Annotated in this window: 25 protein-coding genes; 8 read left to right on the forward strand and 17 right to left on the reverse strand. The window is 69.3% G+C overall.

Annotated elements, in window-relative coordinates; all coding sequences use genetic code 11:
• Positions 1–23 precede the first annotated feature (23 nt).
• From D0D37_RS09355 to efeU (D0D37_RS09375), 5 genes are all read right to left on the reverse strand, one after another.
• Positions 24–434 (reverse strand): PPOX class F420-dependent oxidoreductase, encoded by a 411-nt coding sequence (locus tag D0D37_RS09355; RefSeq protein WP_116200146.1) that lies wholly within the window; start codon positions 432–434, stop codon positions 24–26.
• 4 nt (positions 435–438) lie between these two features.
• The gene (locus D0D37_RS09360) at positions 439–1,503 is read right to left on the reverse strand and encodes an LLM class flavin-dependent oxidoreductase (RefSeq protein ID WP_244223449.1); all 1,065 of its coding nucleotides are present in this window, start codon (positions 1,501–1,503) and stop codon (positions 439–441) included.
• Between the two features lie 105 nt (positions 1,504–1,608).
• A complete protein-coding gene (efeB, locus tag D0D37_RS09365) occupies positions 1,609–2,883 on the reverse strand; it encodes an iron uptake transporter deferrochelatase/peroxidase subunit (protein ID WP_116200147.1) in 1,275 nt (424 codons plus the stop codon).
• On the reverse strand, positions 2,880–4,031 hold the full coding sequence (gene efeO / locus D0D37_RS09370; protein ID WP_162834134.1) for an iron uptake system protein EfeO: 1,152 nt from the start codon (positions 4,029–4,031) through the stop codon (positions 2,880–2,882). The genes efeB (D0D37_RS09365) and efeO (D0D37_RS09370) overlap by 4 nt, the downstream gene beginning before the upstream one ends.
• A 2-nt stretch (positions 4,032–4,033) precedes the next feature.
• The gene (gene efeU / locus D0D37_RS09375; RefSeq protein ID WP_116200149.1) at positions 4,034–4,885 is read right to left on the reverse strand and encodes an iron uptake transporter permease EfeU; all 852 of its coding nucleotides are present in this window, start codon (positions 4,883–4,885) and stop codon (positions 4,034–4,036) included.
• A gap of 624 nt (positions 4,886–5,509) precedes the next feature.
• Between efeU (D0D37_RS09375) and efeU (D0D37_RS09380) the strand changes: the two genes are divergently transcribed.
• The 5 genes from efeU (D0D37_RS09380) to D0D37_RS09400 all read left to right on the forward strand — a co-directional run bounded on the left by efeU (D0D37_RS09380) (position 5,510) and on the right by D0D37_RS09400 (position 10,371).
• On the forward strand, positions 5,510–6,361 hold the full coding sequence (gene efeU / locus D0D37_RS09380) for an iron uptake transporter permease EfeU (RefSeq protein ID WP_116200149.1): 852 nt from the start codon (positions 5,510–5,512) through the stop codon (positions 6,359–6,361).
• A gap of 2 nt (positions 6,362–6,363) precedes the next feature.
• Entirely contained in the window at positions 6,364–7,515 is a 1,152-nt protein-coding gene (gene efeO, locus D0D37_RS09385; RefSeq protein WP_162834134.1) for an iron uptake system protein EfeO, read from the forward strand.
• Positions 7,512–8,786 (forward strand): iron uptake transporter deferrochelatase/peroxidase subunit, encoded by a 1,275-nt coding sequence (efeB, locus tag D0D37_RS09390; protein ID WP_116200147.1) that lies wholly within the window; start codon positions 7,512–7,514, stop codon positions 8,784–8,786. The genes efeO (D0D37_RS09385) and efeB (D0D37_RS09390) overlap by 4 nt, the downstream gene beginning before the upstream one ends.
• A gap of 105 nt (positions 8,787–8,891) precedes the next feature.
• Positions 8,892–9,956, forward strand: coding sequence for an LLM class flavin-dependent oxidoreductase (locus tag D0D37_RS09395; protein WP_244223449.1), 1,065 nt, complete (start codon positions 8,892–8,894; stop codon positions 9,954–9,956).
• Between the two features lie 4 nt (positions 9,957–9,960).
• Entirely contained in the window at positions 9,961–10,371 is a 411-nt protein-coding gene (locus D0D37_RS09400; RefSeq protein WP_116200146.1) for a PPOX class F420-dependent oxidoreductase, read from the forward strand.
• A gap of 77 nt (positions 10,372–10,448) precedes the next feature.
• Here D0D37_RS09400 and D0D37_RS09405 read toward each other — a convergent pair whose 3' ends face one another.
• The 7 genes from D0D37_RS09405 to D0D37_RS09435 all read right to left on the reverse strand — a co-directional run bounded on the left by D0D37_RS09405 (position 10,449) and on the right by D0D37_RS09435 (position 17,269).
• Positions 10,449–11,012, reverse strand: a complete 564-nt coding sequence (locus D0D37_RS09405; RefSeq protein ID WP_116200145.1) for a hypothetical protein — start codon at positions 11,010–11,012, stop codon at positions 10,449–10,451.
• Positions 11,012–12,358 (reverse strand): hypothetical protein, encoded by a 1,347-nt coding sequence (locus tag D0D37_RS09410; RefSeq protein WP_116200144.1) that lies wholly within the window; start codon positions 12,356–12,358, stop codon positions 11,012–11,014. Before D0D37_RS09410 ends, D0D37_RS09405 begins: the two co-directional genes overlap by 1 nt.
• The gene (locus tag D0D37_RS09415; protein ID WP_116200143.1) at positions 12,358–13,161 is read right to left on the reverse strand and encodes an ABC transporter ATP-binding protein; all 804 of its coding nucleotides are present in this window, start codon (positions 13,159–13,161) and stop codon (positions 12,358–12,360) included. The genes D0D37_RS09410 and D0D37_RS09415 overlap by 1 nt, the downstream gene beginning before the upstream one ends.
• Positions 13,162–13,182: 21 nt before the next feature.
• A complete protein-coding gene (locus tag D0D37_RS09420) occupies positions 13,183–13,971 on the reverse strand; it encodes a zf-HC2 domain-containing protein (protein ID WP_116200142.1) in 789 nt (262 codons plus the stop codon).
• Positions 13,972–14,000: 29 nt separating this feature from the next.
• The gene (locus D0D37_RS09425; RefSeq protein WP_116200141.1) at positions 14,001–14,555 is read right to left on the reverse strand and encodes an RNA polymerase sigma factor; all 555 of its coding nucleotides are present in this window, start codon (positions 14,553–14,555) and stop codon (positions 14,001–14,003) included.
• Between the two features lie 804 nt (positions 14,556–15,359).
• On the reverse strand, positions 15,360–16,274 hold the full coding sequence (locus tag D0D37_RS09430) for a nucleoside triphosphate pyrophosphohydrolase (RefSeq protein ID WP_116200140.1): 915 nt from the start codon (positions 16,272–16,274) through the stop codon (positions 15,360–15,362).
• On the reverse strand, positions 16,271–17,269 hold the full coding sequence (locus tag D0D37_RS09435) for a SurA N-terminal domain-containing protein (protein ID WP_341867977.1): 999 nt from the start codon (positions 17,267–17,269) through the stop codon (positions 16,271–16,273). Before D0D37_RS09435 ends, D0D37_RS09430 begins: the two co-directional genes overlap by 4 nt.
• 81 nt (positions 17,270–17,350) lie before the next feature.
• On the opposite strand from D0D37_RS09435, the gene D0D37_RS09440 reads away from it, so the two are divergent.
• Positions 17,351–17,764 carry a hypothetical protein gene (locus D0D37_RS09440; RefSeq protein WP_116200138.1) on the forward strand — a complete coding sequence of 138 codons (414 nt, stop codon included), beginning with the start codon at positions 17,351–17,353 and terminating at the stop codon, positions 17,762–17,764.
• Between the two features lie 6 nt (positions 17,765–17,770).
• On the opposite strand, the gene D0D37_RS09445 is transcribed toward D0D37_RS09440, so the two are convergent.
• Positions 17,771–18,562, reverse strand: coding sequence for an NAD(P)H-binding protein (locus D0D37_RS09445; protein WP_116200137.1), 792 nt, complete (start codon positions 18,560–18,562; stop codon positions 17,771–17,773).
• Positions 18,563–18,672: 110 nt separating this feature from the next.
• Between D0D37_RS09445 and D0D37_RS09450 the strand changes: the two genes are divergently transcribed.
• Positions 18,673–19,554: a LysR family transcriptional regulator gene (locus D0D37_RS09450; protein WP_116200136.1), complete on the forward strand. Its 882-nt coding sequence runs from the start codon at positions 18,673–18,675 to the stop codon at positions 19,552–19,554.
• A 3-nt stretch (positions 19,555–19,557) separates the two neighbouring features.
• Here the strand turns inward: D0D37_RS09450 and mfd are convergent, their stop codons facing one another.
• Together mfd and D0D37_RS09460 are read right to left on the reverse strand one after the other, a co-directional pair.
• Positions 19,558–23,118: a transcription-repair coupling factor gene (gene mfd / locus D0D37_RS09455; RefSeq protein WP_116200155.1), complete on the reverse strand. Its 3,561-nt coding sequence runs from the start codon at positions 23,116–23,118 to the stop codon at positions 19,558–19,560.
• 24 nt (positions 23,119–23,142) lie between these two features.
• Positions 23,143–24,084, reverse strand: coding sequence for an LLM class flavin-dependent oxidoreductase (locus D0D37_RS09460; RefSeq protein WP_116200150.1), 942 nt, complete (start codon positions 24,082–24,084; stop codon positions 23,143–23,145).
• 88 nt (positions 24,085–24,172) lie between these two features.
• Here D0D37_RS09460 and D0D37_RS09465 point away from each other — a divergent pair, with 88 nt between their 5' ends.
• A complete protein-coding gene (locus D0D37_RS09465; RefSeq protein ID WP_116200135.1) occupies positions 24,173–24,949 on the forward strand; it encodes a helix-turn-helix transcriptional regulator in 777 nt (258 codons plus the stop codon).
• Here D0D37_RS09465 and D0D37_RS09470 read toward each other — a convergent pair.
• Both D0D37_RS09470 and D0D37_RS09475 read right to left on the reverse strand, forming a co-directional pair.
• Positions 24,927–25,433 (reverse strand): DedA family protein, encoded by a 507-nt coding sequence (locus D0D37_RS09470; protein ID WP_116200134.1) that lies wholly within the window; start codon positions 25,431–25,433, stop codon positions 24,927–24,929. The two genes, D0D37_RS09465 and D0D37_RS09470, sit on opposite strands and share 23 nt — an antisense overlap.
• Complete coding sequence (locus D0D37_RS09475; protein ID WP_116200154.1) at positions 25,405–26,010, reverse strand: class I SAM-dependent methyltransferase; 606 nt, start codon at positions 26,008–26,010, stop codon at positions 25,405–25,407. Before D0D37_RS09475 ends, D0D37_RS09470 begins: the two co-directional genes overlap by 29 nt.
• Between the last annotated feature and the right edge of the window lie 92 nt (positions 26,011–26,102).

Below are 26,102 nucleotides of genomic sequence, written 5' to 3' on the forward strand. Positions count from 1 at the left end.
CGGGACTGCGGACTGGCGCGTCTTCACACGTTCCGGTTGTTCGGCTTCACCTCGAGCGGTTCGCGGTCGGGGTCGTCGATGCCCATGCTAATGATGCGCTGCGGGTGGATGCGGATGACGGCGCCGTCGAGGTGGCCGTCCGGTGCGAAGGCGTCCGGCACGGCTTCCGCCCGGCCCCGGATCTCCAGGCAGCGGATGCGCATCGGCGTCGTCGAGGGCTGGTCGTCGATCACGATGGCGACCTGCCCGTTGGCCTCGACGTTGCGGTACTTCCGGCTCTTCGTCAGGTTGTACCCGGTCACGTCGATCGTCTGTGTTTCCGGATTCCAGGAGAACGCGACCGGGCTGACCTGCAGGGTTCCGTTCGGCTGCTGGGTGGCGACCCGGGCGAGGGGCTGGCCGGCCAGGTAGCTGAGTTCTGCGTCGGTGAACATGCACCTACCGTGCAAGTTCAAGTTTGCTTGAAGTCAAGCGCACGCGGGGGAGCACGTGCTCGGCGAACCGGCGCATCTCCGCTTCGAAGGGCTGAAATTGCAGCATAAACGTCTCGATTCCCAGGTCCGCCCACTCGCGGATCCGCTGCGCCACGGTGTCGTAACTGCCCACCAGACCGGCCGCGGTGCCGCCGTTCGTGCCTATGTGCGGGTACTTCGCGAACGTCTGAAACATCACCGCCTTCGGATCGGCGTCCGCGACCAGCGCCTCCCAGCGCGCCTTGCCCGCCTCGGCCAGTTCCCACAACGCCGCCAGCTCCGCTTCCGCCTCGGCGTCGGTTTCGCGAGCCACCACGAAGGCGGACAGTCCAAATCGGACTGGCGGGCCGACGCGCGGGCGGGCAGCGACGTCCGCGATCAGCCGGGAGACGTTCTCCCGAGGCTGCCCGTTGATGAACCACACGTCGGCCTTGTCCGCCACCAGCGCCCGCGCCGGGTCCGACTCGCCGCCGACGTACACGGCCGGCGCCGAACCAGCAGGACGCAGCTGGTATCCGTCGACCTGGAAATGCTTGCCCTCGAACGAAACCCGCTCGCCGGACAGCAACCCGCGCACGACGCTGATCCATTCGCGGCCGTACTCGTACCGCGCGTCGTGCTCGGCGAACGGAATGCCGGCTCGCGCCAATTCCGGCTTGTACCAGGCGTTCACCAGATTCAGCCCGAACCGGCCGCCGCTGATCTCCTGGATCTGCAGCGCCTGCTTCGCCAGTACCACCGGATGCACGAGATACGGCTTGATCGCCGCGACGATCTCGATCCGCTCGGTGAGCGCGGCGAGCGCCGCTGCGGACGTCCAGGTCTCCAGCTGGTCCAGTTCGTCGCCGAACGGGTTCACCACGTGCTGCGCGATGAGCGTCGAATCGAAGCCGAGCCGGTCGGCCTCGACGATCAGCCGCCGGTTGCGTTCCCAGCTCGCGTCCACCGGATCGTCCGGATGATCGAACGGGCCCCACGACCCGTAGACGACCGCCCACACCCCGAACCGCGGCTGTGCCACAGCGACCACGACCGAACTCCTCACCTCGCGCGGATGAACGCGGTCACCGTCGCTTGCCCGGAAGGCACCGGCAACCGGTCTCACGCAGTGGCGAGCCGGGGAGGTTTGTACTGGTCAGGCGAAGAGCCCGGCACCCCAGTCGCTGGTCGGGGTGAGGCCCGGCGGGATCGCGAAGTGCGCGGAACCGGTGTGCTGCAGGTACTCCATCATCGCGTCCTTGGACGAGAGCACCTGCTGCATCGGGACGTACTGCGTGCGCGTATCCCGGTTGAACGCCAGGAAGAACAGGCCCGCCTCAAGGTGCCCGACGCCGTCGGAGCCGTCGACGAAGTTGTAGCCGCGGCGCAGGATCTGCACGCCGTTGCGGGTCTGGCGCGAGGCCAGCCGGACGTGCGCGTCCTCGGCGATCAGCGGTGTCCCGCCCGCGCCGCCGACCTGAAGATCGACCTGGTCGAACTCGCCGGTCTGCCCGAGCGGCGCCCCGGTTCCCTTGGAACGCCCGACAATCTTCTCCTGCCCGGCGAGCGTCTCGCGGTCCCAGGTCTCGATGTGCATCCGGATCCGGCGCGCCACCAGGTACGTGCCGCCGGCCATCCACGCCTGACCGTCGCCGGCCTGCGCCCACACCTGGTCGCGGAGCACGTCGGTGTCCTCGGCCTTGACGTTGTTGGTGCCGTCTTTGAAACCGAACAGGTTGCGCGGCGTCTGCTGCGAGCGCGACGTCGACGAGCTGCGGCCGAACCCGAGCTGCGACCAGCGCACCTCGGTGACGCCGAAGCCCAGCCGCACCAGGTTGCGGACCGCGTGCACCGCCACCTGCGGATCGTTCGCGCAGGCCTGGATGCACAGGTCGCCGCCGCTGCGGGCCGGGTCGAGCTTGTCCTTCGGGAACACGGGCAGATCGATCAGCTGCGGCGGACGCTTCGAGGCAAGGCCGAACCGGTCGTCGAAGAGCGAGGGGCCGAAGCCGATCGTCAGCGTCAGGTCGGAGGCGGGCAGGTCGAGCGCCTCGCCGGTGTCGTCCGGCGGGGCCTGCGCGGACCCGCCGAGCGCGCCGTTCGGACCGACCTCCTGGCCCGCCGTCATCCGCCGTGCCGCGGCCGTCCAGGTGCGCAGCAGCTCGCGGAGCTTCTTGGCGTCCTTCGTCGTCACGTCGAGGGCGGCGAAGTGCAGGTTCGGCTGCGCCGGGGTGACGATCCCGGCCTGGTGCTCGCCGTGGAAGTCGACCGTGGACGTCGCGGCCGCGGCAGGGGGGTCGCCGCCGAGCCGGTCGAAGCCGACGCCGGCTGCCGCGCCCGCGCCGGCCAGCGCGACACCCGCGCCGGCCAGCCCGAACAGCTTCCGGCGGGAGACCTGGGTTCCCTCTTCGGTCCCGGCTTGAGATGTCACCGCGCCACGACCTCCGCGACCTTGCTCAGCGGCTCGCTGAGCGCGTCGACCGCCGAGGCGAACGCCTTGATCTGGTCCTGGGAGAGTTCGTTGTAGTACTTGAAACCGTCTCCGGCGCGAGTCTTGTCCAGCAGCCCCTGCACGTTCGCGAACTCCTTGTCCAAAGTGGACACCAGGGTCGCGTCGCGCTCCTGCAGGATCGGCCGCAGCGCGGCGATCGCACCCTTGGAACCGTCCAGGTTGGCCTGGAAGTCCCACAGGTCGGTGTGCGAGAAGGTCTCCTCCTCGCCGGTGATCTTCTTCGTCGCGACCTCGTCGAGCAGGCCCTTCGCGCCGTTGGCCAGGTCCAGGACGCTCAGCTGCAGTGTCTTGGTCTTGGCGACGAGCGCCTTCACGTCGGTGAGCAGCTTGTCCGCGATCTGCGGGCTGTCCGGCTTCAGGCCGGTGGTCCACAGGTCCTTCTCCAGCCGGTGGAAGCCGGTGAACTGCTGGCCCGGCTCGACGTCGGCCTCGCGGGCGTCGATCGACGGGTCGAGGTCGCCGAACTTCTCCGCGACCGGCTCGATCCGCTCGTAGAACACGCGAGTGCGCGCGTACTCGGCCTTCGCCTCCTCGACCTTGCCCGCCTTGACCGCGGCGACGAACTTCGCGGTTTCGGTCTCCAGCGCCGAACTGTTGTTCTCGACGTAGGTCGCGTAGCTCTTGGTGGCAGCGGTCTTCTGCGCGCTGGCGTTGCTCTGGCCCTGCGCGCCGCCGGTGACGGTGAAGTCGCCGCGGATGCCGTTGCCCGCCATGCCCGGCTTGCACGCGGTCTGGTACTTGCCCGCGTCCGGGACCTCGACGATGAGCCGCCGGTTCAGCCCCGGCGCGATGTTCTCGACCTCGCCCATGATCCGGTCGCCCTCGGCGTAGAGGTAGAACTCGGTGACCTTGCTGCCCTTATTGGCGATCTCGAAGGTCAGGTTGCCCGCGGCCGCGGTCGTCGCCGAAACCGAGCAGGCGGTGTCGGACGCCTCGACCTTGATCGGCCCGCCCGCGGCCGCGCCGGACGGACCGGACGCGGAGTTCGTGCTGTCGCAGGCGGTCAGCGCGACGAGCGCGCCGAGGCCGGTCAGCACAGCCGTCGAGGTTTTGCGGAACTGGGGCACGGTCACTCCTTGGCGGCGGCCGGGGCGGCGGGCGCCGCTTCGGTCTTGTTCTTGCGGGCGGGCTTGAGGAACAGCGGCAGCACGATCGCCACGTAGACGACCCACGCGATCGCTTGCAGCACAGTGGTTTGCTGCGAATAGTTGAAGATCCCCTTGAGCAGCGCGCCGTACCAGGAGGTTTCCGGCAGCGTGCTCGACGCGTCGAAGGCGAGCGTGGTCAGTCCGGGAATGAACCCGGCCTCCTGCAGGTCGTGCAGGCCGTAGCCGAGGACACCGGCGGCGACGAACACCAGCAGCACGCCGGTGATCGTGAAGAACTTCGCCAGGTTGAACCGCACCGCGCCGCGGTAGAGCAGGTAGGCGAGCACGATCGCGGCGGCGATCCCGATCACGAACCCGATCAGCGGCTGCAGGGTGTCGGACTGCGCGGTCTGCACGGCCGAGTAGAAGAAGACGGCGGTTTCGAGCCCTTCGCGGCCCACCGCGAGGAACGACAGCAGCAGCACCGCCGCCGGACCGACCTTGAGCGCGTCCTCCATCTTGCCGCGCAGTTCCGCCGCGATGTGCCGGGAAGCCTTGCGCATCCAGAAGATCATCGCGGTGACGAAGACGACCGCGACGATGGAAAGAGTGCCGCCGAGCAGTTCCTGATGCTCGAAACTCAGCTGCGCGGTGCTGTAGGTGAGGATCGCGCCGACGCCGACCGACAGCAGCACCGCCGCGCCGACCCCGGGCCACACGAACCGCAGCGCGTGCCGTCGTTCGGTCTTGACCAGGAAGGCGACCAGGATGCTCACCACAAGCGCGGCTTCGAGGCCTTCGCGCAGCCCGATGAGCGCGCTCGAAAACACCACTGTTCAGTCCTCCTTCGACTACCTGACCTGATGTTTTTAGGTAAGGCTTGCCTGTAAGTCCAGAGGGAGTTTCGCTGAACGGGCCCGGCAAAACGGGCAAAACGACGTTCTGTGGATAGTTAGGTTAGGGTAACCGCAGGTCAGAGCGTCGCCGAAGGATCACGTAACGAATTGTGTGACCTGGGCGGCTCCGGCCGTGAGTTAACCATCCGCTTGCCATTCGCCCAGTCCAGCGTCCCTCGGCCGGGTTCATCAGTAACCTGTCCGGGTGGCCGATACCACTCAGCCGACCATCGCCCCGTCTCCGGCGGGCCCGCCGGAGACGGGGCGATGGTCGGCTGAGTGGTATCGGCCACCCGGACAGGTTACTGATGAACCCGGCCGAGGGACGCTGGACTGGGCGAATGGCAAGCGGATGGTTAACTCACGGCCGGAGCCGCCCAGGTCACACAATTCGTTACGTGATCCTTCGGCGACGCTCTGACCTGCGGTTACCCTAACCTAACTATCCACAGAACGTCGTTTTGCCCGTTTTGCCGGGCCCGTTCAGCGAAACTCCCTCTGGACTTACAGGCAAGCCTTACCTAAAAACATCAGGTCAGGTAGTCGAAGGAGGACTGAACAGTGGTGTTTTCGAGCGCGCTCATCGGGCTGCGCGAAGGCCTCGAAGCCGCGCTTGTGGTGAGCATCCTGGTCGCCTTCCTGGTCAAGACCGAACGACGGCACGCGCTGCGGTTCGTGTGGCCCGGGGTCGGCGCGGCGGTGCTGCTGTCGGTCGGCGTCGGCGCGATCCTCACCTACAGCACCGCGCAGCTGAGTTTCGAGCATCAGGAACTGCTCGGCGGCACTCTTTCCATCGTCGCGGTCGTCTTCGTCACCGCGATGATCTTCTGGATGCGCAAGGCTTCCCGGCACATCGCGGCGGAACTGCGCGGCAAGATGGAGGACGCGCTCAAGGTCGGTCCGGCGGCGGTGCTGCTGCTGTCGTTCCTCGCGGTGGGCCGCGAAGGGCTCGAAACCGCCGTCTTCTTCTACTCGGCCGTGCAGACCGCGCAGTCCGACACCCTGCAGCCGCTGATCGGGTTCGTGATCGGGATCGCCGCCGCGATCGTGCTCGCCTACCTGCTCTACCGCGGCGCGGTGCGGTTCAACCTGGCGAAGTTCTTCACGATCACCGGCGTGCTGCTGGTGTTCGTCGCCGCCGGTGTCCTCGGCTACGGCCTGCACGACCTGCAGGAGGCCGGGTTCATTCCCGGACTGACCACGCTCGCCTTCGACGCGTCGAGCACGCTGCCGGAAACCTCCTGGTACGGCGCGCTGCTCAAGGGGATCTTCAACTATTCGCAGCAAACCACTGTGCTGCAAGCGATCGCGTGGGTCGTCTACGTGGCGATCGTGCTGCCGCTGTTCCTCAAGCCCGCCCGCAAGAACAAGACCGAAGCGGCGCCCGCCGCCCCGGCCGCCGCCAAGGAGTGACCGTGCCCCAGTTCCGCAAAACCTCGACGGCTGTGCTGACCGGCCTCGGCGCGCTCGTCGCGCTGACCGCCTGCGACAGCACGAACTCCGCGTCCGGTCCGTCCGGCGCGGCCGCGGGCGGGCCGATCAAGGTCGAGGCGTCCGACACCGCCTGCTCGGTTTCGGCGACGACCGCGGCCGCGGGCAACCTGACCTTCGAGATCGCCAATAAGGGCAGCAAGGTCACCGAGTTCTACCTCTACGCCGAGGGCGACCGGATCATGGGCGAGGTCGAGAACATCGCGCCGGGGCTGAACCGGCGGCTCATCGTCGAGGTCCCGGACGCGGGCAAGTACCAGACCGCGTGCAAGCCGGGCATGGCGGGCAACGGCATCCGCGGCGACTTCACCGTCACCGGCGGCGCGCAGGGCCAGAGCAACGCCAGCGCGCAGAAGACCGCTGCCACCAAGAGCTACGCGACCTACGTCGAGAACAACAGTTCGGCGCTGGAGACCGAAACCGCGAAGTTCGTCGCCGCGGTCAAGGCGGGCAAGGTCGAGGAGGCGAAGGCCGAGTACGCGCGCACTCGCGTGTTCTACGAGCGGATCGAGCCGGTCGCGGAGAAGTTCGGCGACCTCGACCCGTCGATCGACGCCCGCGAGGCCGACGTCGAGCCGGGCCAGCAGTTCACCGGCTTCCACCGGCTGGAGAAGGACCTGTGGACCACCGGCCTGAAGCCGGACAGCCCGCAGATCGCGGACAAGCTGCTCACCGACGTGAAGGCGCTCGTCGCCAAGACCAAGACACTGCAGCTGAGCGTCCTGGACCTGGCCAACGGCGCGAAGGGCCTGCTCGACGAGGTCGCGACGAAGAAGATCACCGGCGAGGAGGAGACCTTCTCGCACACCGACCTGTGGGACTTCCAGGCCAACCTGGACGGTTCCAAGGGTGCGATCGCCGCGCTGCGGCCGATCCTGCAGGAGCGCGACGCGACCCTGGTGTCCACTTTGGACAAGGAGTTCGCGAACGTGCAGGGGCTGCTGGACAAGACTCGCGCCGGAGACGGTTTCAAGTACTACAACGAACTCTCCCAGGACCAGATCAAGGCGTTCGCCTCGGCGGTCGACGCGCTCAGCGAGCCGCTGAGCAAGGTCGCGGAGGTCGTGGCGCGGTGACATCTCAAGCCGGGACCGAAGAGGGAACCCAGGTCTCCCGCCGGAAGCTGTTCGGGCTGGCCGGCGCGGGTGTCGCGCTGGCCGGCGCGGGCGCGGCAGCCGGCGTCGGCTTCGACCGGCTCGGCGGCGACCCCCCTGCCGCGGCCGCGACGTCCACGGTCGACTTCCACGGCGAGCACCAGGCCGGGATCGTCACCCCGGCGCAGCCGAACCTGCACTTCGCCGCCCTCGACGTGACGACGAAGGACGCCAAGAAGCTCCGCGAGCTGCTGCGCACCTGGACGGCCGCGGCACGGCGGATGACGGCGGGCCAGGAGGTCGGTCCGAACGGCGCGCTCGGCGGGTCCGCGCAGGCCCCGCCGGACGACACCGGCGAGGCGCTCGACCTGCCCGCCTCCGACCTGACGCTGACGATCGGCTTCGGCCCCTCGCTCTTCGACGACCGGTTCGGCCTTGCCTCGAAGCGTCCGCCGCAGCTGATCGATCTGCCCGTGTTCCCGAAGGACAAGCTCGACCCGGCCCGCAGCGGCGGCGACCTGTGCATCCAGGCCTGCGCGAACGATCCGCAGGTGGCGGTGCACGCGGTCCGCAACCTGGTGCGGCTGGGCTTCGGCGTCACCGAGGTGCGCTGGTCGCAGCTCGGGTTCGGCCGCAGCTCGTCGACGTCGCGCTCGCAGCAGACGCCGCGCAACCTGTTCGGTTTCAAAGACGGCACCAACAACGTCAAGGCCGAGGACACCGACGTGCTCCGCGACCAGGTGTGGGCGCAGGCCGGCGACGGTCAGGCGTGGATGGCCGGCGGCACGTACCTGGTGGCGCGCCGGATCCGGATGCACATCGAGACCTGGGACCGCGAGACGCTCGCCGGGCAGGAGAAGATTGTCGGGCGTTCCAAGGGAACCGGGGCGCCGCTCGGGCAGACCGGCGAGTTCGACCAGGTCGATCTTCAGGTCGGCGGCGCGGGCGGGACACCGCTGATCGCCGAGGACGCGCACGTCCGGCTGGCCTCGCGCCAGACCCGCAACGGCGTGCAGATCCTGCGCCGCGGCTACAACTTCGTCGACGGCTCCGACGGCGTCGGGCACCTTGAGGCGGGCCTGTTCTTCCTGGCGTTCAACCGGGATACGCGCACGCAGTACGTCCCGATGCAGCAGGTGCTCTCGTCCAAGGACGCGATGATGGAGTACCTGCAGCACACCGGTTCCGCGCACTTCGCGATCCCGCCGGGCCTCACCCCGACCAGCGACTGGGGTGCCGGGCTCTTCGCCTGACCAGTACAAACCTCCCCGGCTCGCCACTGCGTGAGACCGGTTGCCGGTGCCTTCCGGGCAAGCGACGGTGACCGCGTTCATCCGCGCGAGGTGAGGAGTTCGGTCGTGGTCGCTGTGGCACAGCCGCGGTTCGGGGTGTGGGCGGTCGTCTACGGGTCGTGGGGCCCGTTCGATCATCCGGACGATCCGGTGGACGCGAGCTGGGAACGCAACCGGCGGCTGATCGTCGAGGCCGACCGGCTCGGCTTCGATTCGACGCTCATCGCGCAGCACGTGGTGAACCCGTTCGGCGACGAACTGGACCAGCTGGAGACCTGGACGTCCGCAGCGGCGCTCGCCGCGCTCACCGAGCGGATCGAGATCGTCGCGGCGATCAAGCCGTATCTCGTGCATCCGGTGGTACTGGCGAAGCAGGCGCTGCAGATCCAGGAGATCAGCGGCGGCCGGTTCGGGCTGAATCTGGTGAACGCCTGGTACAAGCCGGAATTGGCGCGAGCCGGCATTCCGTTCGCCGAGCACGACGCGCGGTACGAGTACGGCCGCGAATGGATCAGCGTCGTGCGCGGGTTGCTGTCCGGCGAGCGGGTTTCGTTCGAGGGCAAGCATTTCCAGGTCGACGGATACCAGCTGCGTCCTGCTGGTTCGGCGCCGGCCGTGTACGTCGGCGGCGAGTCGGACCCGGCGCGGGCGCTGGTGGCGGACAAGGCCGACGTGTGGTTCATCAACGGGCAGCCTCGGGAGAACGTCTCCCGGCTGATCGCGGACGTCGCTGCCCGCCCGCGCGTCGGCCCGCCAGTCCGATTTGGACTGTCCGCCTTCGTGGTGGCTCGCGAAACCGACGCCGAGGCGGAAGCGGAGCTGGCGGCGTTGTGGGAACTGGCCGAGGCGGGCAAGGCGCGCTGGGAGGCGCTGGTCGCGGACGCCGATCCGAAGGCGGTGATGTTTCAGACGTTCGCGAAGTACCCGCACATAGGCACGAACGGCGGCACCGCGGCCGGTCTGGTGGGCAGTTACGACACCGTGGCGCAGCGGATCCGCGAGTGGGCGGACCTGGGAATCGAGACGTTTATGCTGCAATTTCAGCCCTTCGAAGCGGAGATGCGCCGGTTCGCCGAGCACGTGCTCCCCCGCGTGCGCTTGACTTCAAGCAAACTTGAACTTGCACGGTAGGTGCATGTTCACCGACGCAGAACTCAGCTACCTGGCCGGCCAGCCCCTCGCCCGGGTCGCCACCCAGCAGCCGAACGGAACCCTGCAGGTCAGCCCGGTCGCGTTCTCCTGGAATCCGGAAACACAGACGATCGACGTGACCGGGTACAACCTGACGAAGAGCCGGAAGTACCGCAACGTCGAGGCCAACGGGCAGGTCGCCATCGTGATCGACGACCAGCCCTCGACGACGCCGATGCGCATCCGCTGCCTGGAGATCCGGGGCCGGGCGGAAGCCGTGCCGGACGCCTTCGCACCGGACGGCCACCTCGACGGCGCCGTCATCCGCATCCACCCGCAGCGCATCATTAGCATGGGCATCGACGACCCCGACCGCGAACCGCTCGAGGTGAAGCCGAACAACCGGAACGTGTGAAGACGCGCCAGTCCGCAGTCCCGCCCCTGCCCGGGGGAGGGACGGGGCTGCGCCTGGCTTCACCGGTCCGCTGACTCTCAACGACGAGCACCCGCCACCGTGTAGGCCGCCGATCCCGCCACGAACAGCAACCCGGCCGTCCACCACGCCGCCGCGGCGTCTGCTGTCGCCATCGGCCAGGCCACGACGTCGTAGACCTTGCCGACGCCTTCCGGGACGAATGCCGCCGTCATCGCCCAGCCCATCGGCAGCGTCCAGCCGAACTGGCCGCCGAACAGCGTGGCTGCCAACCCGGTCAGGCCGAGGAGCCCGGCCGCGTTGCGAAGGATCCAGCTCGCGCCCATCGGGAGATCGACAAGGCCTTGTGCCGCAACCATTACGCCGCCTGCCACCGCACCGATCAGCAGGAGGTGCGTCAGACGCCGGGGCGGCCAGCGGAAGGAGGCCGTGCGGTCCAGGTCGAGATCCTGTCCGCTGAGGCCCACGCCTGCTACCGCGACTGCGGCACCGAGGGTGACTGTCGCGAAGAGCGTCGTCCAGTTGCTGCCCAGGAGCGGCGGAAGAACGACGGCACAGAGCAACAATGCCGCCAACGACACTGCGAGGTGGCGCGAACGCGCGTACAGCGCTATCCATCGCATCAGCGCGCACCTTCCATGAGAACCTTCAGCGGGTCACCGGTGCAGGTCAGTTCCAGTTGCCGCGCCGCGGCGACCCGGGCGGTCTGTTCCGCCGCCGGCACGGCCTTCAGCGCGGACCACGCCGGGTCCGTCCGGGTCTGCAGCGGAGGCTCGGTATACGAACGCGGCGGCGCGTACGAACCGACCAGCCACTGCGCCATTACCCAGCGCGCGGCATCCTCACGGTCGTTCTTCTCACCTGTGTAGGACGAGGCATGACAGGGCAGCGTCCCCGCACCGCTCAGCAGCGTCACGGTGAGGCTGTGGCCGCTTTTGTCGTACATCGCATAGGAGTCCCGCTGCATCAGGAGCCGGGACGGATCTCGAGGACTCACTTTGGTGTTGCCGAACGACACCGTCGATTCCTCGACCCGGCCCGGACGTTGCGGCAGTTTCTCCAGCAGCCGCATGGCTTCCTTGCCGGGGCCGGCCACAGTGGACAGCCAATCCTCGTGCAGCCGCGTGACGCACACCGGGCCGTCGCACACGAGGGCGGCGGCCGCCTTGTCGACGATGTAGTTGTTCTCCGCAGCGGCCGGGAACAACGGCAAGGCCACTGCCAGCCCTGCCGCCACCGGGAGCAACGCGAGCGCCTTGATCCGCGCCGAACTGGCGAGCAGCAACAGGAAGCCAGCCGCGGAGAGCCCCAGCAGCCAGCACAGCTGCCCGATCTGCACCCCTGGCGCTGGCACGTCGAACGGACCTCGCGGCACCAACTGCCCGATTCCGAGCAACGCGGCCGGATTCGGCACCCGGTCGGTCTCGCCCGACGCCTGCAGCACCAGTCCGCCGACCAGTGCGACGACCGCGACCGCCGGCGCGGTGATCGGATACGGCAGCAGCCGCCCGAGCCCCAGTCCCAGCGCCACCCCGGCGACCACGGACAGCACGCCGAGCAGCAGTTGCGTCATCCACGCCGCGGTGAACATCCCGCCGTCAGCCACGACCTGCCCGACCCCGGCGGCGACAAGCACCAGGTAGCCGACCACCGCGGCGAGCCCGACCGCGGACGCGAGCGTCCTGGCCCGCTGTCCGGCGGGTCGTGGCGTGGATTGGAACAGTTCGCTGACGCCGGCGCGGGCGTCCCGCATGCCCTGGATCGCCGCGGCCCCGACGATGATCGGCCACAACAGCACCAGCAGATAGCGGGACCACCGGACCGCGGTCAGCCAGGTGGCGTCCCAGGCCGCGGAGCCGTGGCTCCACGGCCCAGGGGACAACAGCAGCAACCCCAGGCCTACCGCCAGGAACACGACGGGCACCCACGGGGCGACGGTGCGCCGGAGTTCGGTCCGGAACGCGCTCATCACCAGGCTCCCTTCCCCTGCGCGTGGCCGAGCAGCGCCGAATAACCGCGCTCGATCGGACTGTCGCCGACGTCCGCCTCGCTGCCCGCCGCGGCCAGATCCGCAGGCGTGCCTTGGAAAACCAGCTTCCCGGCGGCGAACAGGACGACGTCCGAGCACGCTGCGGCGACGTCTTCGACCAGGTGAGTAGAGACGACGACGCACGCGTCCCGGCCGATCTCCTGCAGCAGCTCCCGGAACCGCAGGCGTTGTGCGGGATCGAGCCCGGCGGTGGGTTCGTCGAGCAGCAGGAGCACTGGGTCGTTCACTATCGCCTGTGCGATGCCGACGCGGCGGACCATGCCGCCGGACAAGGTCTTCATTTTGTCCTCGGCACGCTCGGCGAGACCGACCCGTTCGATCGCGCGCTGCACCGCGCCCGGCACCTCCTGTTTCGGCATTTCCTTGAGCCACGCCAGGTATTCGACGAACTCGCGGACGGTGAACCGCTTGTAGTACCCGAAGTTCTGCGGCAGATAGCCGATCCGGCGGCGCAGGGTGCGCTGGTCGAAACGCCCCCCGATCGGCTCTCCGAGCAGCGCCAGCTTGCCTTCGGTCGGCCGCAGGACCGTGGCCAACGTGCGGATCAACGTGGTTTTGCCCGCGCCGTTCGGCCCGAGCAGGCCGTGCACCCCCGTGCCGAGCGCGAGGTCGAGGCCGTCGACCGCCATGCGCTTGCGGCCGACCCGCACTTTCAGTCCCTGTGCCTGGATTTCCCAGGCGTAGGTCGCCGGAGCGACCTCGGCGGCTTCCACAGCCCGCATCGGTGTCCCCTCTCGTTTCCGTCAGTGATGCGCAGCAAGCTGCGTGAAAGTGTTCCGGCGAAGCACTACGAAGACAGCCGCGACGACAGCGGCCGCGAGCCAGCCCGGCCAGGTGGCGGCCTCCAGCAGTGCTGAGCCCCCGAACGCGACGCTCGGCACCACCAGCGCACCGAGCCACAGCCCGATCAGGATCGACGCCGCCCAGGCGACGCCGATGAACGTGCCGAGCGCGAGCGTCCCCGTGGTGAACGCGAGGCTCGGCAGCAGCCCGAACCCCATCCGCGCGCCGATCAGCCAGCCTGCGACGAGCAACACCGCCAGCACTGGCACCACGACCGCGGTAGTCCGCCGCAGGATCAGCTCCAGCCCGGCGCGCGGGGTGGCCGCGGTGAGTTCGTACGACGGGTCCAGCCCGCCTGACCACGCCGCCGCCACCCCGAAGACCGGCAGCACGGGGGAAAGCAACTGCACGAACGACAGCCCGTCGGGGAGCGACCGGTCGAGGTAGACCGACAGCGCGCCGACTATGAGGACCATCAGCAGCCACGGGACCATGACCGGGGTCGCCCAGCAACGCAGCCATCCCGCGACCCGGCGCGGCATCGGCTGCGGCGCGCGGGCGAGGTCCGGCTCCAGCCCGGCCCAGACGACGTCGAGCAGACCGGACACCTCGGCGGTGGACGCGCCGGCGAGCCGCGCCCGGCATTGCGCGCACTTCTCCAGGTGCCCTTCGAACGCCCATGCCTCGTCCCCCGGCAGTTCGCGACCGGCGACGTAGCCGGCGAGCATCCGGTCGGATACGTGGTTCATGGCTTGACCTCCTTCGGCCAGTCCTGGTTTCACGACAGCGCCTCCCGCATCGCGATCCGGGCGCGGCGGGCCCGGGTTTTGACCGTTCCTTCTGGCAGGCCCAGCAGGATCGCGGTCTCGCGGACCGACAATCCGTCGAGCACCATGGCCTGCAGGACCGCGCGCAGTTCCGGCGCGAGACTGCGCAGGGCGTCCCCCACCGAATCGCCGACCGTGCCGGCCAGCGCCTCCTCTTCGGCGGCCGGTGCGGACAGCGCCTCCTGCGCCGCGGGAGGCGGATTCGCGTGGTGCGCACGCCGCCGGAACGCGTCGATGAGCCGGCGCACCGCGATCGTCCAGACCCAGCCCACGGCAGAGCCGCCGGCGACGACGCCCGCGAACGAACCCGCGGCACGCCACACGGCGAGGTAGGTCTCCTGCATCACCTCCGAGACGATCTGGTCGTCGGAACAGCGGTGCCGCAGGCGAATCGCGAGCCACGGCGACGTGCGGCGGTAAAGCTCTTCGAACGCCGCAAGGTCACCGCGAGCAATGCGCCGGAGGAGGTGTTCCTCGTCCGGCTCCCTGGGTGGCTTGTGCTTCACACCCGGCAAGACGCCACCTCCGCGCTTCCGGTTCTCGAAAATGAGTGATCTAGGTCACAGTTGATGTTGAGGTGCTTCGCTTGGCGAGGCAATCGTGCCCGGGAGCAGGCGGAGGCGTGGGTGGACGGGAGGGGGCTCCGTCTTTCGGGTGAGGGCGGCCGGTCCGGCTGAGAGCGGGAAGGCGAGGTGGCGCATGGGCGCGCGACCACGGCGAACAGAGCTGGCGAGCGGAGGCTCAGGCGGCGGTGCGGCTGGAGCGGGAAGCGCGGATGGCCCCGAGAGCGGACAAGCATCGGCGCAAGGAATGCAGGCGGCTAGGGCACCGGGCTGAACGGCCGAGGAGCTGGCAGTGCCCGGCCGGGACTCGTGAGTGTCTATGCCGGTTAGAACCGGCATAGACACTCACGAGAACCCAGCCAACCCGCTGAAGCGCAGTGGCCCCGCCCAATCGCACTCGCGGACGACGGGCAACGAGCGCACCTGGCCCACGAAGGCAAGCGGCGAACGAGAGTCCTGCAGGGCGGGCCAAAGACCCTGCGCAGGCAGCGGAAACCCCGGCAGTACACCAGAGAGACTCAGGCGGAGGGGCAGAAATTCCGCCTGAACTCTCTGCCCGGGCGTCGCAGACACCTATGCACCCACCAAACCGGCTCGGGCGAGAGGTCAGAACTTCCGCCAGCTCTCAGCCCCGAACGTCACGGGCATCCATGCAACCCACCAAAACCGGCTCAGGCGGAAGGCCGGAATTCCCGCCAGCTCTCAGCCCCGGTCGTCACAGAAACCCCAGCATCACGACAACCCAGCTCAAGCCGAGGGCCAGAACTTCCGCCAGCCCTCAGCCTCCAACGTCGCCGGTTCCACCCCGGCCTTCCGGGCCGCCGTCTCCGCCGCGCGGACGTCCAGTGCGAACTGTTTCGCAACCGCACGCAGTTCGCCCTCCGGGTCCAATCCGCCCCGGCGCGCGGTTGCCGCGGTCCGGAACAGTTGGGCGGGGGCGGAGGAGTCCTGCGGGAACAGGTCCAGCGGAATCCCGGCTCGACCACTGCGCTGGCCCAGTTTCCCCGCCAGCGCGACGGCGGGCTGCCCCAGCGCGACACCGTCCACAATGGACTTACGCTGCTTCTCGGCCTGCTTCAGCTCTTCCCACTTCAGCTCCTGGTGTTCGGCCGTGGCAATGCGGGCCGCGTCGGCGAAGACGTTGGGGTGGCGGCTTACCAGTTTGTCCACCAGGTCGCTGGCCACGTCGTCGATGGTGAAGGGGGCTCGGCCGTGTTCGGCGGCTACGCGGGCGTGAAACAGGACCTGCAGCAGGACGTCGCCTAGTTCCTCGCGCAACGCCGCGCGGTCGTTGTCCTCGATGGCTTCCAGCAGTTCGTACGCTTCCTCGACCAGGTACTGCCGCAGGGATTCGTGCGTCTGCCGGGCGTCCCATGGGCAGCCGCCCGGGGAGCGCAGGCGGTCCATGACCTCGACCGCTTCGACCAGCGGCGGCACGGGCGTTTCGATCAGCTGCGCGCCGTCAGCGAGCATCGCGGCCGCGGTCGGTTCGGCGGGGGAAGCGGCGAGCAGCACGATGTCCGCGAAGGACTGGCCTACCGGCGGGACACCGAGCTGCGCGGCGTCGACGTCGGTCGCGGCGTACACGGCAGCGGTGCGCAGAAGTGGCAAGGCGGCCGCAGGGAGGGTCGCTCCCCGGACCAGGACTACGGTGCCGGTCACTGCTGCGCCGGAGCACCGCCGCGCAACGGCACGGCCACGCCCGTGACCTCGGCCGCGCTGGGGGCGAGGTTCATGCCGACCGGGTCCCACACGCCGTAGCGCGGGTTGATTTTGAAGTCCACGTTGCCAACATACGGCTGGAGCATCCGCACGCCGATCGCACCCAGCTGGGCCGCGGTCGGCTGCTGGACCTGGTCGGTGGCGACCTTCGCGTCCGTCGTCCGCTTCCGCACCACGGCGGTGACCCACCAGGTCGGCGCGCTCGCCGGGTTCGGCTGGAACGCGATGGCGGTGTTCGCGGGAACGCCGAACAGCACGGTCGCGGCGTCCTGCGGCGACGAGAGCGCGGGAGCTTGCTGGCCGACGTTGCCCTGCGCGCCGCCGCGGATGTCGGCCTGGATCGCGCCCGGGTTGGCCGCGTACTCCTCGGCCTTGGCGATGGCCTGGCTGCGCGCGGCCTTCGGGTCGATCGACGGGGCCTGGCTCTCCGAGGTCGGCGCGCCGATGCTGGTGTAGTCGAAGTTCACCGACAGCGTCGGCAGGTACTTCAGCGCGATCCTCTGCTGCAAGTACTGGTCGGTCACGGCCTCGCGGTGATCGCGCAGCAGCCAGACGAGCTGGGTGACAGCCGCGGACTGATCTTGCGTGACGGACTCGGGCACCGGCGACGCGAGCGGATCTTGTTGCATGGCCTCGCTGACGGTGTTCTCGTCGACCGAGATGCCTTCCTTCTGCGCGGCCTTCACGACGACCTCGTGCAGCAGCGACTGCCGGACGATCTCGCGCCCGACGAGGTCGAGCTGGTGCCGCCCGGCGAGCTGCCGGGCGTACGGCTGCTCCTGCACGGCGCGGTCGAGCAGCGCCTGAACCTGGTCGATGGTGGTGACCTGACCGTCGACGACCGCGGCGGTGCCCACCTGACTAGGGCCGGTACCGCATCCGGCGAGGAGGAGAGTTCCGGCGAGAACGGCGCCCAGCGCACGACGGCGCCCCATGATCCGCATCACAGGCCCTACCCTCTCACATGGCCTCGAAACACAACACCATCGAGGCATTCAGCGGGCTATTGTCGACATATGGACTCTTGGTTGTCGATCGAAGTCCTCGACGGGGCCTTCGCGGCGAGCGCGTGGCAACGCGCTCACGGCGACCGGCTGACCGAGGCCGCGCTGACCAACGGCGCCGAGCAATGGACGTGGCACGTCCACCGCTGGGGCGTCACGCTGGAGATCGAGTTTTCCTCGGAGGAGAAACGGGGTCGCTTCCGGCTCCTGCCCGCGGTGACCGCCGCTCTCGACGCGGTGCCGGATCCGGAGCGCGGGCTGCTCGTGTACCCGGGTCGCGGCGGGGGTTCGGGAGCCCGGGTGCCGCGGCGTCCCCGGCCGTTGCCGATGTCCGGCTGCGGTGCGCTGCCGACGCCGCAGGAGGAAGTGTCGTTGCGGCTGGCCACCGCGCAACCGCCGGGGTTCGAGGTCTTCGCGGCGAGATGAAAGCGATCACCGGAACGCGGCGACGTTCTCCATCGCCCACTGGCGGAAAGTGCGGCCAGGACGACCGGTGATCCGTTCGACGCTCCGGTCGGACTCGCCAGGCAATTGCGCCCAATAGTCCAAGATCGCCTCGGCCAACGGCGCGGGCAACTGCTGGACCGCTTCACGCCGGGTCGGCTCGCGCAGTTCGATTTCCTTGCCGAGCACCTCCGCCAAGATCTTTGCCTGGTCCCGGAAACTGAGCACCTCCGGCCCGCCCAGGCTGATCGTCTCGCCGTTCAACGCGTCGGTGGACAGCGCCAGTTCGGCGACGTCGGCGATGTCCTCGGGGTGGATGACGTCGAGCCGGGCGTCCGGGTACGCCTGGCCGACCGGCTGACCGGCGCGGACGGATTCGGCCCACCCCAGCGTCATCGTGGCGAACCCGCCGGGTCGCAGCACGGTCGAGGTCAGCGGTGTGGCCAGGAGGGCCTGTTCGACCAGAAAGTGGTGGCGGGCCAAAGCATTGTGCTCGGCATCGGGCGAGGTCACCGAGTCCGAGGACAGCAGGACAATCCGCTGTACTCCGGCCGAAACCGCGGCGTCCAGCAGTTCCTCGATGCCGGTCGGCTCGGCGTAGAGGAACACGGCGGTGATCCCGGCCAGCGCGGGAGCGAACGTCGCCGGCTTGGCGAGATCCAGCTCGACGGCCGGGAAACCGAGCTGCTGCGGGGCGCGGCTGGCCGCTCGAACGTCGGTCAGCCGGCGCAGCAGGCTCGCACCGATACCGCCGCGAGCGCCGGTGATCAAGATCGTCAAGGGGTACCTCCGCAGGGGATTCGGTTCTGGGGACCACCTTTCCCGCGCCGACTGATCGAGTCCAACAAAGATTACTGGTCACATTGATCGAGCAGTGCTATGAATCCGGCATGGAGTTGCGGCAGCTTGAGTGCTTCGTCGCGGTCGCGGAGGAAGCCAGCTTCACTCGCGCCGCCACCCGGCTGCACCTCGTGCAGGCCACGGTGTCGGCGACCATCGCGTCCCTGGAACGAGAGCTGGACGCGCCGTTGCTGCTGCGTACGACCAGGCGCGTCAGCCTCACTGACGCCGGTCTCGCGCTACTGCCGAAAGCACGCGCCGCGCTCGATGCCGCCCGCGATGCTCGCGACACTGTGCACGCGGTCCGGGGCGGCCTGCGCGGCACGCTGCGCATCGGGACCATGAGTTCGCTCGGGTTGATCGATTTGCCCGCGCTGCTGGGCGAATTCCACCGGGAGCACCCTCGCGTGTCGGTGCACCTCGCGACCGCGTCGTCCGAAGGCGGATCGCCCGGGCTGATCGCGGCGATCGCCGAAGGACGGCTCGATCTCGCCTTCGTCTCGATTCCCGGGCACCCACCGGCAACCGTGCGTCTGCGTACGGTGACCAGCACACCGCTGGATCTCGTCGTTCCCCGCGAGCACCCGCTCGCGCACCGAAACGACCTGACGCTGGCGGACCTCGCCGACGAACCGTTCATTGATTTCCCGCCCGGCTACGGAAATCGCGCGGTGACCGATCGCGCATTCGCCGCCGCCGGGGTACGACGGCAGCTCGCCATCGAGATCACCGACCTCGCCGCGGGCACCGATTTCGTCCGGCAGCGGCTTGGCGTGGCGCTGCTGCCCCGCGCGATCCTTCCAGCCGACGACGACCTCGTCGCACTGCCGATCGCCGACGCCGACCTGGACTGGCCCATCGCCCTGGCCACCCCGGCGGGGCGCACCGCCGGGGCCGCCGCGAGGGCGTTCACCGAGCTAGTCACGCACTAGCACTCACACCGCCGCCGGGGTTTTCGTCAGCTGGGACAACAGCTTCGTGCACCAGTCGAGCAGTTCCTGATCCCGCAGCACCGGCGCGCCCATCCGGCCGCCCGCCGGGCCTTCGGTCGGTTTCGGCACCGACACCGTGTTGGTGATCGCCTTGTACGACGCCTTGGGGTACAAGCGTTTCAGCCGCACCAGCTGCGAGTCCATCAACGGCAGCGGCGCGAACCGGATCGTGTTGCCCTGCACCGCGACCTCAGTGACACCGGCAGCGCGGCAAGCGTGCCGGAACGCCGCGACCGCGAGCAGCCGGGTGACCGGGGCGGGCGGCTGGCCGTAGCGGTCGACCAGTTCCTCGCGCACCGCGTCGAGTGCCGCGGTGTCCGGGGCCGCCGCGATCTTGCGGTACGCCTCCAGCCGGAGCCGTTCGCCGGGGACGTAGTCGTGCGGGATGTGCGCGTCCACCGGCAGGTCGACGCGGACATCGGCCAGTTCCTCGTCCTCCGCCGGCTCCGCGCCCGCGTGCCGCCGGAACGCCTCGACCGCTTCGCCGACCAGCCGGACGTACAGGTCGAACCCGACGCCCGCGATGTGCCCGGATTGTTCCGCGCCGAGGATGTTGCCGGCACCGCGGATTTCCAGGTCCTTCATCGCGACCGCCATGCCCGCGCCGAGTTCGGTGTTCTGCGCGATGGTGGCGAGCCGGTCGTGCGCGGTCTCGGTGAGCGGCGCTTCCGGCGGATACAGGAAGTACGCGTACCCGCGCTCGCGGCCACGTCCGACCCGGCCGCGCAGCTGGTGCAGCTGGGCGAGGCCGAGCATGTCGCCGCGTTCCACGATCAGCGTGTTGGCGTTGGAGATGTCCAGGCCGGTCTCGACGATCGTGGTGCAGACGAGGACGTCGTACTCATTTTCCCAGAAGCCCTGGATGATCTTTTCGAGCTTGTCCTCGTTCATCTGCCCGTGCGCGGTGACGACGCGCGCCTCCGGCACCATCTCGCGGATCCGTTTCGCCGCCTTCTCGATCGACGACACCCGGTTGTGCACGTAGAAGACCTGGCCGTCGCGCAGCAGCTCGCGCCGGACCGCGGCGCCGACCTGCTTGTCGTCGTACGCGCCGACATAAGTCAGGATCGGATGCCGGTCTTCCGGCGGGGTGAGGATGGTCGACATCTCGCGGATGCCCGCCAGCGACATCTCCAGCGTGCGCGGGATCGGCGTCGCCGACATGGTGAGCACGTCGACGTGCGTGCGCAGCGCCTTGATGTGTTCCTTGTGCTCCACGCCGAACCGCTGTTCCTCGTCCACGATCACGAGGCCGAGGTCCTTGTAGCGGATGCCGGTCTGCAGCAGCCGGTGCGTGCCGATGACGATGTCGACCTCGCCGTCGGCGAGCTGTTCGAGGGTCCGGTCCGATTCGGCCTTGTGCGTGAACCGCGAAAGGCCCTTGATGGTGACCGGGAACGACGCCATGCGCTCGGTGAACGTGTTCAGGTGCTGCTGCGCGAGCAGGGTGGTCGGCACGAGCACGGCCACCTGCTTGCCGTCCTGCACCGCCTTGAACGCCGCGCGCACCGCGATCTCGGTCTTGCCGTAGCCGACGTCGCCGCAGATCACGCGGTCCATCGGGACGCCGCGCTCCATGTCCGACTTGACCTCGTCGATGGCCGCGAGCTGGTCGTTGGTCTCGGTGAACGGGAAAGCGTCCTCCAGCTCGGACTGCCACGGCGTGTCCTGGCCGAACGCGTGGCCGGGCGCGGCTTGACGGGCGGCGTAGAGCTGCACCAGTTCGGCGGCGATCTCCTTGACCGCTTTTTTGGCGCGTGCCTTGGTGTTCTTCCAGTCCGAGCCGCCGAGCTTGTTGAGCGTGGGCAGCTCGCCGCCGACGTAGCGGGACACCTCGTCGAGCTGGTCGGTGGGCACGAACAGCCGGTCGCCGGGCTGGCCGCGCTTGGACGACGCGTACTCCAGCAGCAGGTACTCGCGGGTCGCGCCGGCGACCGTGCGCTGCACCATTTCCACGAACCGGCCGATGCCGTGCTGGTCGTGCACCACGTAGTCGCCCGCCTTGAGCGCCAGCGGGTCGACCGCGCCGCGGCGGCGCGACGGCATCTTCGTGTTCAAGTCCTTTGTGGACGATCCGGCATTGGCGCCGCGGCCGGTCAGGTCGGACTCGGACAGCACGACGAGCGCGCGCTCCGGCGAGATGAAGCCCTCCGCGAGCCCGCCGCAGGTGACCGTGACGACCCCGGCCGACGGCACGTCGGCGAGCACCTCGACGTGCTTCGCCGGAACCTCGGCCGCCATCAGCTGCTCGACCGCGCGGCTGGCGGTGCCCTGCCCGGCGACGACGAGCACGCCGGTGCCGCCGGAAGCGAGGTGCGCGCGCAGGTCGGTCATCGCGCGTTCCAGCTCGCCCCGGTAGGCGGGCGCTGGCTCGATGGCGACGCGGTAGACGTCCGGGTCTTCGCTGGTCAGCTGGGTGAGCGTCCACCACGGGCGCTTGGTGTCCTGCGCGTGCGACGCGATCTCGGCCAGATCGCGGTACGCCGACGCGCCGAGGTCGATCGGGGCCTGCCCGCCCGCCGCGGCGGTGGTCCAGGAGGCTTCCAGGAACTCCTGCCCGGTGCGGACGAGGTCGGCCGCGCGGGCCCGGATCTTCTCCGGATCGGCCAGCAGCACGTGGCTGCCTTGCGGCATCGCGTCGGTGAGCAGGGCCAGCTCGCCCTCGCAGAGGACCGGGATGAGCGCTTCCATGCCCTCGACCGGGATGCCGTCCGACAGCTTGGTGAGCATTTCGGCCAGGTGCGCGTCGGCCTCGTACGTGGTGGCCAGCTCGGCCGCGCGCGTCTTGACGTCCGGCGTGAGCAGCAGCTCGCGGCACGGCGGCGCGGTGACCCGCTGGATCTCGCCGGGCAGCGAACGCTGGTCGGACACCGCGAACGCGCGGATCTCGCTGACCTCGTCGCCCCAGAACTCGACGCGGACCGGATGCTGCGCGGTGGGCCCGAACAGGTCGAGGATGCCGCCGCGGACCGCGAACTCGCCGCGTTTCTCGACCATGTCCACGCGCGTGTACGCCAGCTCGACCAGCCGTTCGAGCAGGTCCTCGAAGCTCTGCTCCTCGCCGACGACCAGGTCGATCGGCGCGAGCGAGCCGAGCCCGGGGGCCATCGGCTGGATGAGGCTGCGCACGGTCGAGACCACGACCCGCAGCTCGTCGTCGCCGGTGTGCAGGCGGTGCAGCACTTCCAGCCGCCGCCCGACGGTGTCCGCGCGCGGCGAAAGGCGCTCGTGCGGCAGCGTCTCCCAGGACGGGAAGTCGGCCACGCGGTCGGACCCGAGCAGCGCGCTGAGCGAAGCGGTCAGCTCGTCGGCTTCGCGCCCGGTGGCGGTGACGGCCAGCACCGGGCGGCCCGCGCCGCCGCGCTCGGGGTCTTCGGCCAGCGCGGCGGCCACGAGCTGCCGTACGGCGACAGCGCCTTGCAGTTCGAGCAGCGGGGCGCCGGCGCGCTCGACAACGCCGCGCAGCGCCGGGTCGGGAAGGATGGCTTGGAGGAGTCCGGACAGTACAGCGTCGGTCACCGTCCCAGCCTACGTCGCGGCACCGACAGGTTTCCGCTCCCCGGCGATCACCTCCGCCAACAGGGGCAGCTGCCGCTCGACCGCACCGGGTTCCACGGAGCCGACGCGCAACAGCACGTGCTCGGCTCCGGCCTCGGCGTATCGGCGCACAGTCGCCGCGACCTCCGAGACCGGGCCGGTCACCGTCGCCTGGATGGTGCTGATCTGCGCCAACGACCGCTGATAGGTCGCCTGGGCGTAGTCCTCCAGAACGCTACGGCCGCGGCGCGGGTCGGGATCGACGTAAACGGTCAGGAACAACGACGGGGTGACCGTGCGAGCAGTGGCGGCGCGGATGGTCGCGAGGCCGGACGCGTAATCCGCGGGGTCCGGCGGGTACGGGAGCCAGCCGTCGTAACGCAGTGCGGTGCGGCGGAGCGCGGCTGGCGTCGCGCCGCCCAGCCAGATTGGCGGGCCGCCAACGCGCGCGGGGCGGATCGCTGGCGGCAGCCAGTCGTAGTGCAGCACCTTGCCGTGGAACGAGCGCGGCTGCCCGGTCCACAGTTCGCGCCAGAGCGTGACCACGTCGTCCAGATGCGAGAACCTCGTCCGGAAATCGACGCCGGCCAGCTCGAACTCTCGCTCGCTGAAGCCCGGGAAGCCCGCGCCGACGCCGACTGCGAGCCGTCCTTCGGAGATCAGGTCGACTGAGGCGAGCGTCATCGCGGTCTGCACTGGGTTTCGGTGCGCGGGCAGCAGCACGGCGGTGCCGACGGTGACGTGTTCGGTCGCCTGCGCGACCGCGGTGAGCAGGGTGAGCGGTTCGATCCGCGGCCGGGAAAGCGAGTCACCGGCCCAGATCGACGCGAATCCGAGCCGTTCGGCTTCGCGGGCCAATGCGACGAGGGCACGCGGGGTGCCGCCTGTTTCGAGCTGCGCCTGTCCGGCGGGAAGAAGTAGTCCGAATTCCACGCCGTCGACGATCCAGCGCGGCCCGGCGTCCCGGCAATTCCCTCCGGGGAATGGCCCGGCAGCAGAAAACTCGGCCAGAATCGCGCAGGTGCCCACCTCGTTCGCCGACGCCTTGCGCGACGCCCGTTCCCGCCGCCGGCTCAGCCAGCTCGACCTCGCGTTGAAAGCCGGGACGACGCAACGCCACGTCAGCTTCATGGAACGCGGCCGCTCGCTGCCCGGTCGCGGCATGGTGGTGCGCGTCGCCGAGGCGCTCGGCCTGCCGCTGCGCGAGCGCAACGCCTTGCTGCTGACCGCCGGGTTCGCGCCGGTCTACCCCGAAACGCGGCTGGACGACCCCGCGCTGACACCGGTGCTGGAGTCGCTGCGCGCGCTGCTCGCCGGGCACGAGCCCTACCCGGCACTGGTCGTGAATCGCTACGGCGATCTCGTCGCGGCGAACGACGGCTTCGGCCTGCTCACTGAGGGCGTCGCGGCGGAACTGCTCGAACCGCCGGTCAATGTGCTGCGGCTGGCGTTGCATCCGCGCGGGATGGCTCCGCGGATCCGGAACTTCGCCGATTGGGCGCAGCACGTGCTCGAACGCCCTCGCCGCGGTCTGGCACACGGGCCCGATCCGCGACATCAGGCGTTGCTGGACGAACTCACCGGATACCTGCGGACGCCAGGTGAACCGTCCGGCGACCACCTCGGCTTCGCGGTGCCGCTGCAGCTGTCCAGCTCGGCGGGCGAACTGCGGCTGCTCACCGCGATCACGCAGTTCGCCACCGCCGTAGACGTGACGGTCGCCGAGCTGAGCCTCGAAACCTTCCTGCCCGCCGACGCTTCGACCGCGGAACTGCTCAAGGTGCGGCCCAGCCGGTGACCTGCCCCATCGTCAGCTCCACGCCCGCCCACAGCACCGCCGCGCACAGGCTTCCGGCGAAGAAGCGTCGGTACGACAGTCCGGCAGAACCCGCGACGCGCGGCACGAGAGTGCGTACGCCAGCGAGGCACCGCCCTAGGACGACTGCTGGCACGCCATAACGCGCGACAGTCGCTTCGGCCTTGTCCCACTTCGCTTCGCCGATCCGCTGCCCCACGCGCGACTGACGCAGCTTCGGTCCCCACAGTCGTCCCTCCCAGTACGCGAGCTGGTCCCCCGCTAGCGCCGCCGCGACGCAGACCGTGAGCGCTGGCCACAGCTGTAAAGTCCCGCGCTGCACTAGGAAACCCATAAGCAGCAAGGTGGACAGCGTCGGCAGCACGATGCCGGGCAACAGCGCCGTCTCGGCCATGATCACCAGTGCGCAGATCAAGTAGACGAGCGGCGCGGGAGCGTCAAGAAGTGGCTGAAGCAGGCTGCCCATAGCGATCCAGTCCCGACCGCACCGGCAAAGCCGCGCGGTACACGTACGCCGGCGGCAGGTTCCGCCAAACCACACTGGTGCGTTCGACGACCGCGAAGCGGCTTCGCAGCAACCGTGCGAATCGACGCGCTGGCGGTGTCCAAGCGGTGTGCGCGTACGCGAAGGTGGTGAAGCGGCCTTGTGGGGAAAGCACCTCGCAGACGGAGTTCAGTACCGCAGCCTGGGGCGCGGCATGCATAGCTGTCCACGGCAGACCGGAGACGACCACGTCGACCGGCATCGTCACGTACGCAGCGACGTGTTCCGCAGAGCCTTCCGCAACGTGCAACGACGGAAAGCGTGCGCGTAGCTCCTGTACGAGGTGGGTGTTGATTTCCACCGCGGTGAAGTGCGCGTCGCGCTGAAGCATGCGAAGCAGTGCTTCAGTGAACACTCCCGTCCCCGGCCCCAACTCCACGACGCTGTGCGCGCTCTCGAGACCCAACCCCGCGGTCATCACTCCGGCCAGCCGTGCCGAACTGGCCGCGATCGCGCCAGTACGCATCGGGTGCCGGAAGAACTCCCTGGTAATCGACATGTTTTCGACGGTAGGAAGCGGCTCGGTCGTCGCGGATCGGCTCGGTCGGCGGGAAAAGTCGTTCGCTCGGAGGACCACGGCCATCCTCCGGA

It is taken from the genome of Amycolatopsis circi (assembly GCF_003385235.1).
GTDB lineage: Bacteria > Actinomycetota > Actinomycetes > Mycobacteriales > Pseudonocardiaceae > Amycolatopsis > Amycolatopsis circi.

Bases quoted from the DNA above. Each gene is read 5' to 3' on its own strand.
- D0D37_RS09355 (WP_116200146.1), bottom strand. From the start codon at position 434: ATGTTCACCGACGCAGAACTCAGCTACCTGGCCGGCCAGCCCCTCGCC.
- D0D37_RS09400 (WP_116200146.1), top strand. From the start codon at position 9,961: ATGTTCACCGACGCAGAACTCAGCTACCTGGCCGGCCAGCCCCTCGCC.
- D0D37_RS09405 (WP_116200145.1), bottom strand. From the start codon at position 11,012: ATGCGATGGATAGCGCTGTACGCGCGTTCGCGCCACCTCGCAGTGTCG.
- D0D37_RS09410 (WP_116200144.1), bottom strand. From the start codon at position 12,358: ATGAGCGCGTTCCGGACCGAACTCCGGCGCACCGTCGCCCCGTGGGTG.
- D0D37_RS09415 (WP_116200143.1), bottom strand. From the start codon at position 13,161: ATGCGGGCTGTGGAAGCCGCCGAGGTCGCTCCGGCGACCTACGCCTGG.
- D0D37_RS09420 (WP_116200142.1), bottom strand. From the start codon at position 13,971: ATGAACCACGTATCCGACCGGATGCTCGCCGGCTACGTCGCCGGTCGC.
- D0D37_RS09435 (WP_341867977.1), bottom strand. From the start codon at position 17,269: ATGGGGCGCCGTCGTGCGCTGGGCGCCGTTCTCGCCGGAACTCTCCTC.
- D0D37_RS09440 (WP_116200138.1), top strand. From the start codon at position 17,351: ATGGACTCTTGGTTGTCGATCGAAGTCCTCGACGGGGCCTTCGCGGCG.
- D0D37_RS09450 (WP_116200136.1), top strand. From the start codon at position 18,673: ATGGAGTTGCGGCAGCTTGAGTGCTTCGTCGCGGTCGCGGAGGAAGCC.
- D0D37_RS09470 (WP_116200134.1), bottom strand. From the start codon at position 25,433: ATGGGCAGCCTGCTTCAGCCACTTCTTGACGCTCCCGCGCCGCTCGTC.
- D0D37_RS09475 (WP_116200154.1), bottom strand. From the start codon at position 26,010: ATGTCGATTACCAGGGAGTTCTTCCGGCACCCGATGCGTACTGGCGCG.